At 69.7% G+C, this 16,328-nt stretch carries 13 protein-coding genes; 3 read left to right on the top strand and 10 right to left on the bottom strand.

Annotation, left to right across the window (positions count from 1 at the left end):
• Positions 1–8 precede the first annotated feature (8 nt).
• Entirely contained in the window at positions 9–542 is a 534-nt protein-coding gene (locus OX958_RS17545; RefSeq protein ID WP_270139082.1) for a hypothetical protein, read from the bottom strand.
• A gap of 141 nt (positions 543–683) precedes the next feature.
• Here OX958_RS17545 and OX958_RS17540 point away from each other — a divergent pair, with 141 nt between their 5' ends.
• The 3 genes from OX958_RS17540 to OX958_RS17530 are packed head-to-tail and all read left to right on the top strand — an operon-like array spanning position 684 to position 8,947.
• The gene (locus OX958_RS17540; protein ID WP_270129791.1) at positions 684–7,808 is read left to right on the top strand and encodes a hypothetical protein; all 7,125 of its coding nucleotides are present in this window, start codon (positions 684–686) and stop codon (positions 7,806–7,808) included.
• Positions 7,809–7,864: 56 nt separating this feature from the next.
• Positions 7,865–8,383 (top strand): hypothetical protein, encoded by a 519-nt coding sequence (locus tag OX958_RS17535; protein ID WP_270129790.1) that lies wholly within the window; start codon positions 7,865–7,867, stop codon positions 8,381–8,383.
• Between the two features lie 3 nt (positions 8,384–8,386).
• The gene (locus OX958_RS17530) at positions 8,387–8,947 is read left to right on the top strand and encodes a hypothetical protein (protein ID WP_270129788.1); all 561 of its coding nucleotides are present in this window, start codon (positions 8,387–8,389) and stop codon (positions 8,945–8,947) included.
• Positions 8,948–8,993: 46 nt separating this feature from the next.
• Here OX958_RS17530 and OX958_RS17525 read toward each other — a convergent pair whose 3' ends face one another.
• The 9 genes from OX958_RS17525 to OX958_RS17485 all read right to left on the bottom strand — a co-directional run bounded on the left by OX958_RS17525 (position 8,994) and on the right by OX958_RS17485 (position 16,288).
• On the bottom strand, positions 8,994–9,623 hold the full coding sequence (locus tag OX958_RS17525; protein ID WP_270129787.1) for an acVLRF1 family peptidyl-tRNA hydrolase: 630 nt from the start codon (positions 9,621–9,623) through the stop codon (positions 8,994–8,996).
• A gap of 77 nt (positions 9,624–9,700) precedes the next feature.
• Positions 9,701–10,102 (bottom strand): metal-sulfur cluster assembly factor, encoded by a 402-nt coding sequence (locus OX958_RS17520; protein WP_270129785.1) that lies wholly within the window; start codon positions 10,100–10,102, stop codon positions 9,701–9,703.
• Positions 10,095–10,565, bottom strand: a complete 471-nt coding sequence (sufU, locus tag OX958_RS17515; protein WP_270129784.1) for a Fe-S cluster assembly sulfur transfer protein SufU — start codon at positions 10,563–10,565, stop codon at positions 10,095–10,097. Before sufU ends, OX958_RS17520 begins: the two co-directional genes overlap by 8 nt.
• 3 nt (positions 10,566–10,568) lie before the next feature.
• Complete coding sequence (locus tag OX958_RS17510) at positions 10,569–11,825, bottom strand: cysteine desulfurase (protein WP_270129783.1); 1,257 nt, start codon at positions 11,823–11,825, stop codon at positions 10,569–10,571.
• Complete coding sequence (sufC, locus tag OX958_RS17505; RefSeq protein ID WP_270129782.1) at positions 11,822–12,586, bottom strand: Fe-S cluster assembly ATPase SufC; 765 nt, start codon at positions 12,584–12,586, stop codon at positions 11,822–11,824. Before sufC ends, OX958_RS17510 begins: the two co-directional genes overlap by 4 nt.
• 36 nt (positions 12,587–12,622) lie before the next feature.
• Positions 12,623–12,958: a non-heme iron oxygenase ferredoxin subunit gene (locus OX958_RS17500; RefSeq protein ID WP_270129781.1), complete on the bottom strand. Its 336-nt coding sequence runs from the start codon at positions 12,956–12,958 to the stop codon at positions 12,623–12,625.
• A gap of 2 nt (positions 12,959–12,960) precedes the next feature.
• Positions 12,961–14,151: a Fe-S cluster assembly protein SufD gene (sufD, locus tag OX958_RS17495; RefSeq protein WP_270129780.1), complete on the bottom strand. Its 1,191-nt coding sequence runs from the start codon at positions 14,149–14,151 to the stop codon at positions 12,961–12,963.
• Entirely contained in the window at positions 14,151–15,563 is a 1,413-nt protein-coding gene (gene sufB / locus OX958_RS17490; RefSeq protein WP_270129779.1) for a Fe-S cluster assembly protein SufB, read from the bottom strand. Before sufB ends, sufD begins: the two co-directional genes overlap by 1 nt.
• Positions 15,560–16,288: a helix-turn-helix transcriptional regulator gene (locus OX958_RS17485; protein ID WP_270129778.1), complete on the bottom strand. Its 729-nt coding sequence runs from the start codon at positions 16,286–16,288 to the stop codon at positions 15,560–15,562. Before OX958_RS17485 ends, sufB begins: the two co-directional genes overlap by 4 nt.
• Positions 16,289–16,328 lie beyond the last annotated feature (40 nt).

Below are 16,328 nucleotides of genomic sequence, written 5' to 3'. Positions count from 1 at the left end.
GCACGCCGTTACCTCTTCGGTGCGCGTTGGGCGACGTGATTGCGCTCATCCGGTCCGAGCAGTTCAGCGAATGCGCCCGGCCCTCCGTGCAACTGGTCCAGATACGAATAGAGGCCCTGTAGCGCTCGCCCGAGCTCTCCCTGCCAGTCCTCGGCGCCCGCCAGTTCCGCGGCCAGCCCACGTCCCTGGGCCAGCGTCACGGCCGCGTTCACGGGCTGGTCGAGCCGCACCAGCGTGTCGTAAACCGGATCGGCGTCCGGCGTCGCCAGATCGACCGGTACGCCGTCGTCGTCCAGCAGCACCGAGCCCGTCCGGGCCTTCCCGAGCACGCGCTGAATCGCTGCGCCCAGCTCAGCCCGCTCCGGCTCTGGCAGCAACTGGTCGAACCCGGCCCCGCCGTACAGCTCGTCCAGGTAGCCGCAGAGAGCCGTGAACAGCTCGATGCCGTCATAGGCCTCGCCCTCGGCCAGTTGGCGCAGCTGCGCTATCAGGCTGCGCGCCTCGGGAACCGTCCACTGGGAAGGAGAGAGTTTCACGTTCATCGCGTCCACCCTGACACGGCACCGGCCGAAACTCAGCACCCTCAACCGGAAGCCGGATTGAAATCTTTTACCGGTTGCCCGGGGGAACCCGGGAGGCTACTTTGCGGTCACACTCACGTCACCGACGAAGGAGCCGACCGGATGAGCACCCCTGGGCAGGGCGACCTGGCAGAGGCCCGCGCGCGGGAGGCTCTCGGCATCGCGCTGGGCGTAGTCGCGCCCTCAGGCGTCCGGCTACGCGACGGGCGGTTCCGGCTGGACGCGAAAGAGGTGCTGCCCGCCGAAGCAGTCACCGGGCTCGACACCCGACTCCGTCGCCGGGCCGCTGACCGAGCCAGCGACGAGCGACTGCTGGCGGAATCGGTGGCGCTGGTCGGTGCCGAGATCGCGCGAATCCGCGGGCTGGAGCCGGCGGATGGCGCGATCGCCGCACTCGATCGCCTGCTGCACATTCCCGGTCTGCAGGAGGCGCGGCGGGTCGAAGCCGAGGCAATGTTGCGGAGCGTCCTGGAGAGCGCGGCCGTGCACTCCGAGACCGCTGCGGCCCGCCTGGCCACCCTGCCGGGCCAATCTCGTCAGGTCGGACCCAGAGACCTGGTTTCGGCCGCCCGCCAGATTCAGCGTGGCGCCCAACTGCTGAGCCACCAACCGGCCGCTGTGGCAGCACAATCCACCGGTACCGCGCTGCCGATCACGCCACCGCCCCGCTCTGCCGGGCGGCACCGAGCGCAGGTCGGCGCCAGACATCGCCGCGGGCCGGACGCGCGAACCACGACCCCTCAGGTCCGCGGCTCCGGACTCGTCACCGGGATCGGCGGCCGGCCGGCCCTGGATCCCGACCTGACCGAAGGCAGCGCTCTCGCGGCCCTGCGGCAACTCGGCCAGGCGGAGCTGGGCGGGATGATCACGAGCAGGCCGGCGATCGATGCCCAGGCGCGGCTCGCGGTGCTCGACACGGCGGTCAGCGACGCGCCTCAACACGTCCGGGTCGAGATCCTGCCCACCGGCCGCGGCCTCGCGGCCGAAGGCCGGCTCCGGTCCGGCACCCAGAACGACCCGCACATCCTCCGTCTCTCACCGCGGCTCGCCGATGAGCAACTGGCCCAGGTCTGGGTCCATCAGCTCAGCCAGCTGACCCAGCAGCTCGACCCGACGAACGCCGGGCAGCGGACCGGCGTACTGAGCAAGCTCCGGTCGGTTCTCGGTCACGAGAAGCGGGACCGCGGCCTGAACGCCGACTATGCGTCGTACCGTTTCCTGACCGCCTCGTGGCACCGGGCACGAGCGCAGGTCGCCGCCAACGGGCGGCCCGCCGGCCCGCACAGCGTGGCCGATCTGGAACGCGATCTCGAAGCCCTCGCGACCTCGATCCGCAAACGAGGCGGTGTCGCCCCCGCACTTCCCTGGGCAGCTGACGCGATCCACGTGCCCGGCGCTGCCGCGGCCGGAACGGTGGCAGCCCTCGCTGTCCGGGCGGAGGCGACCGCGCTGGCGCCGTACACGCCGGCCGCGTTGCGACTGCAGGTTGCCGATGCCGTCAGCGGCTTGCAGTCGGAGGTTCAGGAACTCGAGGGACTGGCCACCGCGAAGGAAGACAGCTCGACCGCGGCCGGAACCGAGGCTCTGACCCTGACGGCCGATGCAGCGATCGAGCGGACCTTCAAGGACAAAGGTGCGCCCGAACGAGCCCGTGTCATCGAAGGCAAGGCCTCGGGTGCCGCGCGGAAGACTGTTCGCCATACGCAGCTTGCCGAGGGTTACCGCAACGCTTCGGTCGCCGCTGCGGAAGCCCTTGCCAGTCAGCGGAATCTGCTGGCAGAGCTCGATGCTGCGATCGCCGATCCGAACCGGCCTCAGGCCGCGATCGCCACGCTGGCCAAGACGGCTGTGGAGAGGGCGGACGCGTACCGCACTGCCGCCGACGAGGCATTGCCGGTCAAGGACGTGCTGCACACCGGCGTACCGGGTGGGCGGCCGCCCGCTCTGCCGGTCAGTGAGATCGACCAGGTACTTGGCGCCCACGGCATCTCAGCGCGGCTCGCCGACGGCACTGGACCTTTGCCGCTGCCGGACGCGGCGTACCGGCGGGTGCTTTCACCCGAAGGGATCGAGTTCACGGTCGGGGGCAGTCCGGACTCCGATGTCACCGAGCTGGCGCAGGTCCGGCTCAGGCTGAAGCCCCGCGACATCCGCGAGAACCTGGATCGCGACTACGAGCTGGCCGAGCAGATGTCGGGCACCATCGGCGACGGTGGGCAGAGCATCTCGACTACCGCCGCACACTCGGCCAGTGCCGGCTTCGGCGTGAACGCGAAGCCGGTGATGGAGCTCGCACCGCCCGGCAGCACGGTCCAGTTGCTGTCCCAGGTCGCCGCGCCGCGCGTCGACGTGTCGTCGGGATGGGCTCACAGCGAGTCGAGCAGTTCCAGCTCGCACGACAAGCAGGGCGCGGTCGACGACGACCGGGGCGAGTCGGTCCAGGTCGGCTGGACCGGTGAGTGGGAGATCGAGGTCCGCGCGTCCGCGACCGATCCGTGGCGGCCGGCCCAGACCTTCGACGCGGGCAAGCAGCTCACCTGGGTGTCTGCCGCCTACACCGTCAAGCCGCCCGCAGAAACCGTCACCTTGGCCGAGCTCGGCCGGGCCGACGAGATCGAACCGGCCTTCCCGCGCCACACGGTCACCCACATCGACGGCCTGAACTCCGTCCGGGACCGGTTGGTAGCGGGCGGCCGGGAACGGTTCGGCCCGATCGACAAGGTCGCGTACGAGCAGATCAACGGCCTGGTGACCGAGAACGTGAACCGGCTGCTGCGGCAGACCAGCAGACCAGGTGGGTACGGCCGGGAGATCGTCAGCGCCGGGGAAGGCGCCTATCACGTGCAACTCGAGCTCGAGCCGATCTGGAGTACGGCGAAGCTCAGCGGCGAGGCCAGTCCTGATCTCTGGCAGGAAGAGGTCCAGGTCGGCTTCAACAGCGTCAGCGCGAGTCAGGGCTTCAGTTCGTCGGCCTCAGCGTCGCTGGGCGTCAGTGGAGGTTTCAAGGATCTGGGCGCCACCTCGCTGGATCTCGGCCCGAGCGTCTCGGCCGGCCGCGCCGTTTCCCGGCAAGGCGGGCTGAACGTCAGCGCGACCTCGATCACCCCGGTGGTGCATCGCAACCAGGGCCCGACCCAGGGAGTGGTCGTCGGCTTCGGCGTACGGGCGACGCTGCGCAAGCTCGGCGACCCCAAGGCCGAGCCGGTGGTTGTCAGCGACTTCTGCGACGCCAGGCTGCGGGTCCCGGAGAGCGACCTGCTGCGCGCAGGTGGTCGGGTCGACAAAGCCGCCGTACTGCGCAACGCGGACGGCACGCCGCGCCTGAACCAGGACGGCAAGTTGTTGCTGCGAGGCGACCCCGAGCCGGCCACCGGCGTCCAGACACTGCCGCCCGTGATCGGCGCTGGCGAGAGGCAACTGCGCGGCGCCGGCCAGGCCCTCGTGCAGGACTTCACCGGTGACCGCGAAGCACTGGAGCAGACGCTGGCCAACCTGAGCCGCGAAGGCCTCGTGCCCCCGCTCGACCGGAACTTCCAGCCTGTCCTCGACCAGAACGTCAAGCCCGCGTACGGCGCGCATCCGTCCGACCGGCGGCTGCGGTCGGGGCAACTGACCAACTACGACCGGGTGATCCAGCACCTCTCGGCCGAGCGGCTCGAAGCCGGCTACAACCAGGCTGCGCAGAGCGGCATCCCGATGGTTCTGATCGACCAGCGGACCGGCCGGGCGCCGCAGTACCGGACGTTCCGGATCGCTGTCGTCCAGGACTTCCAGGACGTCAACGGCGAAGGCACCAGTACGACGGACAACGTCGTACGACTCGGTATCGCCTCCGATGCCAGTGGCCGCTCAGGTGGCCGATCGAGAGGCGTGCCGCTGTCAGGCGGAGCGGGCGTCGGCGATGGCCCGGAGGAGGGAGTTCGCGGCCTGGCCGGCCGGATCGGTCTCAAGCTCAGCCGGAACGCGCTCGGACGCAGTTTCAGCTGGTCGGCCGGACGCCGGGTCAACCGTGTTTCGCTGACCGAGAGCACCGGGCCGGTGGACAAGTTGCGCACCGGGCATCGCATCCTCGTCACCGAGATCACCCGCGACGGTGACTCCGCCGCCCTGGCCGACGCGCGCGGCAGTGCCAAGCTCTTGATCGACAGCGCACTGACCCGCGCCGCCGAGCCCGCCCACGCCGCCCAGCCCAAGGCGCCGAGTGCGGCCGCGGTCAAACAGTCGATGCCGGTGCACGTCGATGCCGGCAACCCGGTCGACCGGATCGCCTCCGCGGTCGACGCGCTCGAGCTGGGATCGAGCAGCTACCTCGAGCTGCACGCGATGCTCGCACCGGACAGCCTGGTCGCGCACAACGAGTGGATGAACGGCGAGTACCGGCTCCCGCTGACGATCGTTCCGCCGGCCGGGAACCCGGTCGACGCGGTCCGGCAGGGCACCGTACTCCCCCGCGGCTACAGCGTGGTGGTGCGCGGCGAGGCGATCGACCGGACCTTCGTCGCGGTCACCGAGCAGAACTCCGGCGACATCAACTTCACGATGAAGGACACCAGCTTCACCTCGGGCCGGTCCGCCTCGGGCGGGGTCGGAGCCGACGGTGGTGGTGGCCCGGTCCGGGCGGACGGCGCTTCGGTGGCCGGCAGCGCGAGCGTCGCCCGCAGCGGCGGGCGGGCCCAGTCGACCACCAACAGTCAGACGATGGGCGAAGAAGGCCTGCTCGTCAATGTCGGTACGCACTACCAGTCGCTCGATCGCTATCGGCTGGTGGCCGAGATCTCGGATGCCGAGGGCAACCTTGTCCACAGCGTCCCACTGCAGGACGCGAAGGCGCTGACCACGACGCCAGAACGTCGCGCGCTGCGGCTCTACGGGCAACGCGAGCTGGATCTGCCGTTCCCGGTCGTCGAGGATGCCGCCGAGCGGTACCTGGCCGGCAAGCTCAAGATCAGCCCGCGGGACGCCGCTGCCTTCGTCCGCCGCTACAAGCAGGAGAAGGCCGGGGTGTCGACCGGTCTGGCGGCCGAGCACACCGACGAACGGCTCTCCGAAAGAGTCCTCGACCACGCCAAGGGCGAACAGACCCCGGCGCCGCCCGCGGCGCTGCGCCTCGACGAAACGCTCAGCGACGTCGAGCAGACCGCCGGCCGGCAACGCGAGATGACCCTGCCCCCGCAGTACGACGTGGGCTTGGCTTCGAGCCAGATCGAGGACATCAGCCCGCCCGGGCGGCCAGGCGAGCAGGTCGACCTGCTCAACCCGGCCCTGCGCCAGGTGGAGGAGCTCGCGCCCGGCCTGCTGGCGACGAACTCGATGCTGCGGTCCGCGCTCACCAGCGACCTCGGCACCGACGGGTGGCACGGCCACCTCAACGACATGTACGGCGTGCGTGGTTTCGTCGCCGAGATCGAGGTCCCCGTCGCCGGCCAGCCGAACCCGGACCTGATCGTGGTCCGCGTCAACGGCCGGTACGCCGGTCCGATCCTGGTCGACGGCACCCCGGAGCTGCCCGAGGTCGACGCGATCGGCCTGAAGCAGAACTACGACTACGTCGGCGAGGACCAGTCGGTCTCGCACACGACGACCTACTCGGCCGGCGCGGAGGTCAAGGGCTCGATCGACACCTCGCTCTCCGCCGGCGCCTCCACCGCGCGGACCCGCACCGTCGCCGCCAAGCGGGGCAGGCTGAACACGCATCTGGATCGCACCGGACACTTCCAGCAGGCGGAGATCCAGCGCGACGCCACCTTCGAAGTCCAGGTCTCCCGTGTCCACAACGCGGGCGCGGCGACGATGGCCGGATTGCGCTGGCGGATCAACCGGACGCTGCCGTCCGAACAGACTGTTCATGCCACCCCGGCGACGGTTCAGGCGCGGATGACGCTGATGGTGCCGCGCGAGCTGCTCAAGCCGGCCGACCCGGACCAGGTGGCGCAGCCGCAGCAGTCGGTCGTCGAGATCAGCCCCGATCACCGCTCGTCCTCGTTCCGGTTCCCCGACGGCGCCGCGGCGGAGGCGATGATCCCGCACGGCAAGGGCCGCCCGGCCGGTGACCAGCTCTACCAGCAGATCCGGGCGGCGATGGTCGAGCGGATCGGCGAAGCGGCGATGCGCGACCAGCAGGTCGCTCTGGAGGGTCAGCTGAGCCCGACTGCGCTCTGCGCGGCGGTCAAGCGGCTGACCGGCGACCGGGGTCTGCAACTGACCCCGATCGCCGACCGGGGCAACGGACGCACGGCGTACGTCGTGGTCGTGAAGGCCAGGCCGCAGAGCTGGGAGCTGCAGGACAACCCGCTGCCGGGCGGCCAGAGCGGTCAGGTCGCGCGCAGCCAGCACAGCACCGGAGTCACGACGACCGGCAACCAGTTGATGGCCACCGGGAACGGTGGCGCGGGCGGCGGCCCGTTCAACGTCGGTGGCTCGGTCGGCAAGGAACTCAAGGAGCAGGGCTCGGACTCCCACGGCACCCGCTTGGAGACCAGCCGTTTCAGCGAGGGCGACCTGGCCACCGTCGAGGCGTCGATGGCCTACAGCGTGACGGTTTACGAGGTGGCCGACACCGGCCGCGGCGTACCGAAGGTCAAGGACACCGAACAGCTGCCGGAGCAGGCCGAGGCCGTCTACTGGCTCAAGATGCTGCAGCACGAGGCGCTGGACGGGATTCGCCAGCTCGAGACCGGCGCCACGGTCACCCCGCAGCTCGCGGCGGTGACTCCCACTCCGGCCCGGGCCGAGCTGCGGCAGACGGAGTACGGGGTGGATGCCGCTGGCAACAATGTCCACCAGCCCTACCGTCCGTTGCTGACCGCGCTGAACAAAGCGGTCGCCGAGAAGCGGACGGTGACGCTGGCCGTCCAGGAAGCTGACGGGGCCGAGCGCAACTATCTGGCCGGCAAGGACGGGACGCTGCGTGAGGTCGGTGACGGCAGCGGCTATGCCGAGGCGTTCTCGACGTTGCACCCCACGATCGCGCTGATGTGTGAGGGCCGGGTCGACCTGCGGGCGCTCCACAACAGTCTGCCGAGGACCGAGTCGTTCAACGGCAAGGTGACCGAGGCGCTCGAACGAAGCGGCGTACCGCTGTCGATGCTGAAGGGTCTCGATCACTCGGCGACCGTCCGGCACCTGGCTGCGAAGCCAGGGCAGGGCGAACGTCAACCGATCGGCGGTGCCGCGACCGGCCGGGCCGCAGCGGCTCCCGGGCACGGGCCCTCGCTGGCCGGTCCGTGAGGCGAGCAGCGGGCATGATGGTGCGAGACGACGAGAGGGACGGTATGGCGTTCGCGGTGGCACGCACGAGGGACGAGGCTCACCTCTACCTCGAGCTGCAGCCCTGCCCGGACTGCGGTTCGGCCGAGGCACCCTGGGAACACGCCCTGGTCGAGATCGACGGTGAGCTGACCATCAGCTACGCGGCGACCTGTCCCGGCTGCGCTGCCGAACGGGAGTACCTGTTCGGGCTGCCTGCCACGGAGACGCCGACGGGGTCCTGGCCGACCTTCGGTGGGCCCGAGCCGTCGGAGCTGCTCGACGCCGGTCAATGGCTGGCCGTCGCGGACCAGGCGGCCGGGGCGGTGCCAACCGACCCCACGGCGGCCGGGCAGGCGCTGGCGATCGCGCGAGCGGCGGTGGAGGAAGTCATCAAGTTCGTCCCGCCCGGGCAGGACGTCGTACCGGCGGACGAGTTTTGGACCGGCACCGGGCGGCAGGTGTTCGAGGCCGAACCCGGTAGGTTCCGGCTGGTCCGCCTGCTGGTGGTGCGTGACACCTATCACGAACTCGGCCGAGAAACAGGAGCGAGATAACCGATGCTGACCGCAAGGACCCTGACCGAGGCGCAGACCTACGTGAGCCTGCTGACCGCGGCCGACGAGACCGCGCCGGCCACCGCCCCGGACCCGATCGAGCCTGGCCCGAACGTGACCCAGGGCCCGGACGCCTGGCTGCTGGCCACGACGGCGGGCGAGATCGCGGTGCCATACGCCTCGGAGGACGCGGCCCGCAAGATCGGCGCGCGCTTCGGCCTCGGGGTCTCTTCGCTGATCGACGCCGCGCAGTGGGCCTTGGTGGCGGCATCCTTCGCCCGCCGGGCGCTCACCGCTGACCTCGCCTACACCGGCGAGCCGGACCAGGACCGGACCAGCGTCGAGCTGAACTGGGAGTTCGCCGCCGACGCGGTCGGCGAAGCGCTGAAGTTCCTGCCGGAGGGCGCCGAGGACGCGCCGGAGTCGGCCGTCTGGTCGGAGCTCGGTACACAAGCCCGCGCTCAGAGCCCCGAGCTGGTGACCCGCGGGAAGCTGGTCGACGACCTGGAGTACTACCGCGGCACCCTCGCGGACTTCCGGGCGCTCTACGGCCCAGCCGTCTGACGCCGGCCGGGTCCCGCTCAGCCGGGCCCCGCTCAGCCGGGCCCGGTCAGGCCGGGTCCGGGTCCGGGTCGGTGAGCTCGATCCGGATGGCGCGAGCGTCCACGCCGGCCTGCTCCAGCACCTTCTGCCGGGGATCTGCCACCCCCAGAAACGGCGGCCGGACCAGCGGCCGGAGCGCCTTCAGCCGCGGGTCCTCCAGCACGGTGTCGATCGCCTTGCGGTCTCCCCCGCACACCAGTACGTCGAGCTTGGCCGGCGCCAGGATCCGTACGGCGACCTCGGTGGCGGCGTTGAACGCCTCCCGCGCCTGGTTGTCCCGGCGCCGCGCGAATCGCTGCTGCGACCAGCCGCCTGCCTTGGTGGTCCCCTGGACGTGCCGCGACCCGACCTTGGAGTCCACCAGCTTGCTGCCGTCGAAAACACCGGCGCCGTAGCCGCCGCGGCGTACCAGGAGGAGGCCCAGGCGGCGATCGGTGAGAACGTGCGCGACCAGACCGGCCGGCGTCAGCTCTTCCAGCGGGCCGAACGGTACGTCGATGTCGGCGCGCGACCCGTCCTCGGCCAGCGCGGTCAGCTTCGACGGCGTCACGGAGTACGCCGTGTCGCCGTGGCGCTCCGCGAAGCCCGCCAGCCAGCGTTCGAGCCGCTCAGGGCCGATGGAGACGATTCGGGTCACCCGGCGACGCTAGCGCATCCGGGCAGGCGAAAGCCCGGGCCACCTGACCCGGGCTTCCACGGCTTCCGCAGTTGACCTCAGACGTTGAAGCCGAGGGCGCGCAGCTGCTCGCGGCCGTCGTCGGTGATCTTCTCCGGGCCCCACGGCGGCATCCAGACCCAGTTGATCCGGAAGTCGTTGACCAGGCCCTCCAGCGACATCCGGGTCTGGTCCTCGATCACGTCGGTCAGCGGGCAGGCCGCCGACGTCAGGGTCATGTCGATGATCGCGGTGTTCGCGTCGTCCACGGTCACGCCGTAGATCAGGCCGAGGTCGACGACGTTGATCCCCAGCTCGGGGTCGACGACGTCCTTGAGCGCCTCGGTCACGTCCTCGACCGCCACCGGGGTGGTGCCGGCCGTCTTGCCGCCGGCACCGGCAGCGGCCGCTTCGAGGTCGACCTCGGGCAGCTCGATCTTCTCGTCGGTCTGGTCAGACATTGGTGGCTCCTTCTTTGTTCGCCTCGGCCTTGGCCAGCGCCTGGGCGGTGGCGTCGCGCCAGGCCGACCAGCCCAGCAGCGCGCACTTCACTCTTGCCGGGAACTGCGCGACACCCGCGAAGGCGACGCCGTCTTCCAGAACCTCTTCGTCGGGCTCCACGTTCCCGCGGCCCTGCATCAGCTCCAGGAACTTCTCGTAGGCCGCCATCCCCTCGGCGACCGGCTTGCCGATCACCAGGTCCGTCATCACCGAGGTGGAGGCCTGGCTGATCGAGCAGCCGACGCTCGCGTGCGTCACGCCGGTCACCGTCTCGCCGTCCAGCTCGACGCGCAGCGTGACCTCGTCCCCGCAGGACGGGTTCACGTGGTGCACCTCCACGTCGTACGGGTCGGTCAGGCCCGCGTGGTGCGGGCTGCGGTAGTGATCCAGGATGATCTCTTGGTACAGGCTGTCGAGCTGCATATATCAGTCCACCTTGAAGAACGAACGGACGAAGCCGAGGCCGTCGACGAGCGCGTCGATCTCGCCGGGCGTCGTGTACAGGTAGAAAGACGCTCTGGTCGACGACTGCATTCCGAACCGCTCGTGCACCGGGCGCGCGCAGTGGTGCCCGGCGCGGACCGCGATACCCCGGGTGTCCAGCACGGTGGAGATGTCGTGCGGGTGCACACCGGCCAGTTCGAAGCTGATCGCGCCACCCCGGTCGACGTTGTCGGTCGGACCGAGGATCTTCAGCCCCGGCACGGTCTGCAGGCCTTCCAGCGCGTACGCCGTGATCGCCTGCTCGTGGGCCGCCACCTTGTCCATCCCGATCCCGGCCAGGTAGTTCAGGGCCGCGCCGAGCCCGACCGCCTGCGCGATCGGCGGCGTACCGGCCTCGAACCGGGCCGGCGGCGGGGCGTAGGTCGAGCCGGTCATCCGGACGACCTCGATCATCTCGCCCCCGCCGAGGAACGGCGGCAGCTGAGCGAGCAGGTCGTAGCGGCCCCAGAGCACCCCGATGCCGGTCGGGCCGACGGTCTTGTGACCGGTGAAGGCCAGCAGGTCCGCGCCCAGCGTGGAGACGTCGACCGGGAACTGCGGCACCGCCTGGGAGGCGTCGACCACGACCGTCGCGCCGACCGCGTGGGCCTTCGCGGCGATCTCCCTGATCGGGTTGATCGTGCCGAGCGCGTTCGAGACCCAGGTCAGCGAGACCACCTTGGTGCGCTCGGTCAGCAGTTCCTCGATGTTGCTCAGGTCGAGGCGGCCCTCGTCGGTGACGCCGAACCACTTCAGCGTCGCGCCGGTCCGCTCGCAGGCCAGCTGCCACGGGACGATGTTGCTGTGGTGCTCCATCTCGCTGATGAGCACCTCGTCCCCCGGCTTCAGCGCGGCCCCGAGGCTGTAGGCGGCCAGGTTGAGCGCCTCGGAGGCGTTCTTGGTGAAGACGATCTCATCACGGTTGGCCGCGCCGATGAAGGCCGCGACCTGGTCCCGGCCGCCCTCGTACGCCGCCGTCGCCTCCGCGCCGAGCTGGTGCATGGCGCGGGCGACGTTGGCGTTGTGCAGCAGGTAGTGCTCCTCGATCGCCTTGACCACCTGGGCCGGCTTCTGCGAGGAGTTCGCCGAGTCGAGGTAGATCAGCGGGAAGCCGTTCGCCAGCTCCCGCGCGAGGATCGGGAAGTCCGCCCGGACCGAGTTCAGGTCCAGCGGACTGCTGAAGGTCCGGGCGTCCGTCATGCCTTGGCGCCTGTCTTCAGGAAGCGCTCGTAGCCGTTGGCCTCCAGCTCGTCGGCCAGTTCCGGGCCGCCCTCTTCGGCGACCTTGCCGTCGACGAACACGTGCACGAAGTCCGGCTTGATGTAGCGCAGGATCCGGGTGTAGTGGGTGATCAGCAGAACACCCTTGTCACCCTTCTCGGCGAACCGGTTGACGCCGGTGGAGACGATCTTCAGCGCGTCGATGTCCAGGCCGGAGTCGGTCTCGTCCAGGATCGCGATCTTCGGGTCGAGCAGCTCCAGCTGGACGATCTCGTGCCGCTTCTTCTCACCACCGGAGAAGCCCTCGTTCACGTTCCGGGTGCCGAAGTCGGCGTCCATGTCCAGGTCGGCGAGCGCCTTGTTGACGTCCTTGACCCAGGTACGCAGCTTCGGTGCCTCGCCGTCGATCGCGGTCTTGGCGGTGCGCAGGAAGTTCGACACCGACACCCCGGGGACCTCGACCGGGTACTGCATGGCCAGGAACAGGCCGGCCCGGGCGCGCTCGTCGACGGCCATCTCCAGGACGTCCTCGCCGTCCAGCGTCACGGTGCCGCTGGTGACGTTGTACTTCGGGTGGCCGGCGATCGAGTACGCCAGCGTGGACTTGCCGGAACCGTTCGGGCCCATGATCGCGTGCGTCTGACCACCGGCGATGGTCAGGTCGACGCCGCGCAGGATCTCCTTCGGGCCGTTCTCGGTGTCGACCGACACGTGCAGGTCGCGGATCTCGAGTGTCGCCATGAGGTTTCTTCTATCTCCGTCTTTACTAGGAAGCTGTTAACTGGCGCTGTTCAAGGGGTTTTTGACGTCGACCAGCAGATCGTCGCCGTCGACGCGGACCGGGTAGACCGGCACCGGGTCGTAGGCCGGCAGGCTGAGCGGCTCGCCGGTCTTCAGACTGAAGCGCGAACCGTGCAGCCAGCACTCGATCTCGCAGTTGCCGACATCACCTTCGGACAGCTGGATCTGCGCGTGCGAGCACTCGTCGCGAATCGCGAAGTACTGGCCTTCGCTCTTCACGACCGCCACCTCGACGCCGCCCACCTCGGCCGCGAAGACTCCTTCGTCGGAGAGGTCGGCGACGGCGCAGGCGCGTTCGAACGAGTCACTCATGATCAGGCCTTGGCCGCCGCGCTCAGCTCGGCCGTCCGGGCCAGCTTCTGCTCGATCGCCTCGTGCAGGTGCTCGACCACCTCGGTGACGCCGATCCGGCCGATGATGTCGTTGAAGAAGCCGGACACCACCAGTCGCCGGGCCACGTCCTCGGGGATGCCGCGGGCCTGCAGGTAGAACAGCTGCTCGTCGTCGAACCGGCCGGTCGCCGACGCGTGGCCGGCTCCTTCGATCTCGCCGGTCTCGATCTCCAGGTTCGGCACCGAGTCGGCGCGGGCGCCGTCGGTGAGCACCAGGTTGCGGTTGAGCTCGTAGGTGTTGGTGCCCTCGGCCGCCGCGCGGATCAGCACGTCGCCGATCCAGACCGAGCGGGCGTCGTCACCGGCGAGCGCGCCCTTGTAGAGCACGTTGCTCTTGCAGTTGATCGCCTCGTGGTCGACGAAGAGCCGGTTCTCGTGGTGCTGACCGGACTCGGCGAAGTACACCCCGAGCAGTTCGGCGTCGCCACCGGGACCGGCGTACCGGACGTTGGTGGAGAGCCGGACGATCTTGCCGCCGAGGGTGACGGCGACGTGGCTGAGCTTGGCGTCGCGGCCGACCACGGCGTCGTGCTGGCCGACGTGGACCGACTCGGAGTCGCCCTGCTGGATCGAGACGACCCGCAGGTCGGCGCCGTCACCGACGACGATCTCGACGTTGGCGCCGTACTCGCCGCTGCCGGTGTGGTCGATGATCACGGTCGCCCGGCTGTGCCGGCCGGCCTCGATCACCAGGTGACCGTAGCCACGGCCGCCCAGGCTCGCGACGTTCACGTGCACCGGCTCGGACAGCTCGGCCTCGACCGGGATCCGGACGGCGGTCGCGCCGTCGGCGTGCGCCCAGGCGACGGCCGCGATCCGGTCCTGCGGGGTGAGCGCCTTGACCGCGTCGGCGGCGAGGCTCTCGATCACGACGCCTTCGGGGCCGCGCGCGTCGATCTTCGGGGTCTCGGTACCGGCCTCGTCGGCGAACAGCGCCTTGAGGGCCTTGATCGGGGTGAAGCGCCACTCCTCTTCACGGCCGTTCGGCACCGGGAAGTCGGCCACGTCGTACGACGTGGTCCGCTCGCTCCGGGCCTGCAACGGCACCGGGGAGCCCGGCCCGTGGGAGTGCGCCTGGTTGCCGGTGGCGACCAGGGTTTCGGTGGCTGACATCAGCCGACGGCCCCTTCCATCTGCAGCTCGATCAGTCGGTTCAGTTCCAGCGCGTACTCCATCGGGAGCTCGCGGGCGATCGGCTCGATGAAGCCGCGGACGATCATCGCCATCGCCTCGTCCTCGGCCATCCCGCGGCTCATCAGGTAGAAGAGCTGGTCGTCGCTGACCTTGGAGACGGTCGCCTCGTGCCCCATCGCGACGTCGTCCTCGCGGACGTCGACGTACGGGTAGGTGTCGGAGCGGCTGATGGTGTCGACCAGCAGCGCGTCACAGCGCACCGTGGACTTGCTGTGGTGCGCGCCCGGCGCGACCTCGACCAGACCGCGGTACGAGGTCCGGCCGCCACCGCGGGCCACCGACTTCGAGACGATCGAGCTCGACGTGTACGGCGCGTTGTGCACCATCTTGGAGCCGGCGTCCTGGTGCTGGCCCTCGCCCGCGAACGCGACCGACAGGGTCTCGCCCTTGGCGTGCTCACCCATCAGGTAGACGGCCGGGTACTTCATCGTCACCTTGGAGCCGATGTTGCCGTCGATCCACTCCATCGTCGCGCCGGCCTCACAGGTGGCGCGCTTGGTGACCAGGTTGTAGACGTTGTTCGACCAGTTCTGGATCGTCGTGTAGCGGCAACGGGCGCCCTTCTTCACGATGATCTCGACCACGGCGGAGTGCAGCGAGTCCGACTTGTAGATCGGCGCGGTGCAGCCCTCGACGTAGTGGACGTAGGCGTCCTCGTCGACGATGATCAGGGTCCGCTCGAACTGGCCCATGTTCTCGGTGTTGATCCGGAAGTAGGCCTGCAGCGGGATGTCCACCTTGACGCCCTTGGGCACGTAGATGAACGAGCCGCCGGACCAGACCGCCGTGTTCAGCGCGGCGAACTTGTTGTCGCCGACCGGGATGACGGAGCCGAAGTACTCCTGGAACAGCTCCGGGTACTCGCGCAGGCCGGTGTCGGTGTCGACGAAGATGACGCCCTGCTCCTCCAGGTCCTCGCGGATCTGGTGGTAGACGACCTCGGACTCGTACTGCGCGGCGACGCCGGCGACCAGGCGCTGCTTCTCCGCCTCCGGGATGCCGAGCCGGTCGTAGGTGTTCTTGATGTCCTCGGGCAGTTCTTCCCAGCTGGTCGCCTGCTTCTCGGTGGAGCGGACGAAGTACTTGATGTTGTCGAAGTCGATGCCGGACAGGTCGGCACCCCACGACGGCATCGGCTTGCGGTCGAAGAGCTTCAGGCCCTTCATCCGCAGGTCCAGCATCCACTCCGGCTCGTTCTTCAGCGTGGAGATGCCGCGCACCACGTCGGTGCTGAGGCCACGCTTGGCGATCGAGCCGGCAGCGTCACTGTCGGACCAGCCGAACTTGTACGTGCCGAGCCCGTCGAGCTCGGGGTGAGCGGTTTGCGTCATCTTGCAGTCCTCGCAGATTCGCTGTCGGAAACAGGAGAAACCGGCACCGGGGCACCGGGGATGTGAGTGGTACAGACACCGTCGCCGTGGGCGATGGTGGCCAGCCGCTGCACGTGACGGCCGAGAAGCCGGGAGAACACCTCGGTCTCGGCCTCGCACAGCTGGGGGAACTGCTCGGCCACGTGCGCGACCGGGCAGTGGTGCTGGCACAGCTGCTCGCCGGCACCGGCTTGCTGGGTGGACGCGGCGTAACCGTCCGCGCTGAGGGCGTTGGCCAGGGTCTGCGCCTTCTCCCCCTCGGGCACCGCGGCCAGCAACTCGCGGTACCGGTCCTCCACCTCGGCCACCCGTCGCCGGGCGAACTCCACGACGGCCTCGTCGCCACCGGACTCCGCGATGAAGCGGAGGGCGGTCGCGGCCAGGTCGTCGTAGGCCTGGTGGAAGTCGTGCCGGCCGGTGTCGGTCAGCACGAAGACCTTGGCGGGGCGGCCCCGGCCACGGGGACCGTAGACACGCTCCTCACGGCTCTCGACCAGGCCCGCTTCGAGCAGGTGGTCGAGGTGCCGGCGGACCGCCGCCGGGGTCAGCGCGAGTCGCTCGGCCAGCACCGCGGCGCTGGACGGCCCGTTGGTCAGGATCGAGCGGGCGACCCGGTCCCGGGTGGACTCGTCCCGCGCGACAGCGGTGCCCGAGGGCGCCGTACCGAGCTGTGCGGGAGTTTTCACAACATCAGTGTCACCTAATTGCCGGAGCCCTTCAAATAAG

The organism is Kribbella sp. CA-293567 (assembly GCF_027627575.1).
Taxonomy (GTDB): Bacteria; Actinomycetota; Actinomycetes; order Propionibacteriales; family Kribbellaceae; genus Kribbella.
The sequence above is the reverse complement of the archived record's forward strand: the minus strand, read 5'-3'. Positions and strand labels throughout refer to the sequence as shown.

Bases quoted from the DNA above. Each gene is read 5' to 3' on its own strand.
- OX958_RS17545 (WP_270139082.1), bottom strand. From the start codon at position 542: ATGAACGTGAAACTCTCTCCTTCCCAGTGGACGGTTCCCGAGGCGCGC.
- OX958_RS17540 (WP_270129791.1), top strand. From the start codon at position 684: ATGAGCACCCCTGGGCAGGGCGACCTGGCAGAGGCCCGCGCGCGGGAG.
- OX958_RS17530 (WP_270129788.1), top strand. From the start codon at position 8,387: ATGCTGACCGCAAGGACCCTGACCGAGGCGCAGACCTACGTGAGCCTG.
- OX958_RS17520 (WP_270129785.1), bottom strand. From the start codon at position 10,102: ATGTCTGACCAGACCGACGAGAAGATCGAGCTGCCCGAGGTCGACCTC.
- sufU (WP_270129784.1), bottom strand. From the start codon at position 10,565: ATGCAGCTCGACAGCCTGTACCAAGAGATCATCCTGGATCACTACCGC.
- OX958_RS17510 (WP_270129783.1), bottom strand. From the start codon at position 11,825: ATGACGGACGCCCGGACCTTCAGCAGTCCGCTGGACCTGAACTCGGTC.
- sufC (WP_270129782.1), bottom strand. From the start codon at position 12,586: ATGGCGACACTCGAGATCCGCGACCTGCACGTGTCGGTCGACACCGAG.
- OX958_RS17500 (WP_270129781.1), bottom strand. From the start codon at position 12,958: ATGAGTGACTCGTTCGAACGCGCCTGCGCCGTCGCCGACCTCTCCGAC.
- sufD (WP_270129780.1), bottom strand. From the start codon at position 14,151: ATGTCAGCCACCGAAACCCTGGTCGCCACCGGCAACCAGGCGCACTCC.
- sufB (WP_270129779.1), bottom strand. From the start codon at position 15,563: ATGACGCAAACCGCTCACCCCGAGCTCGACGGGCTCGGCACGTACAAG.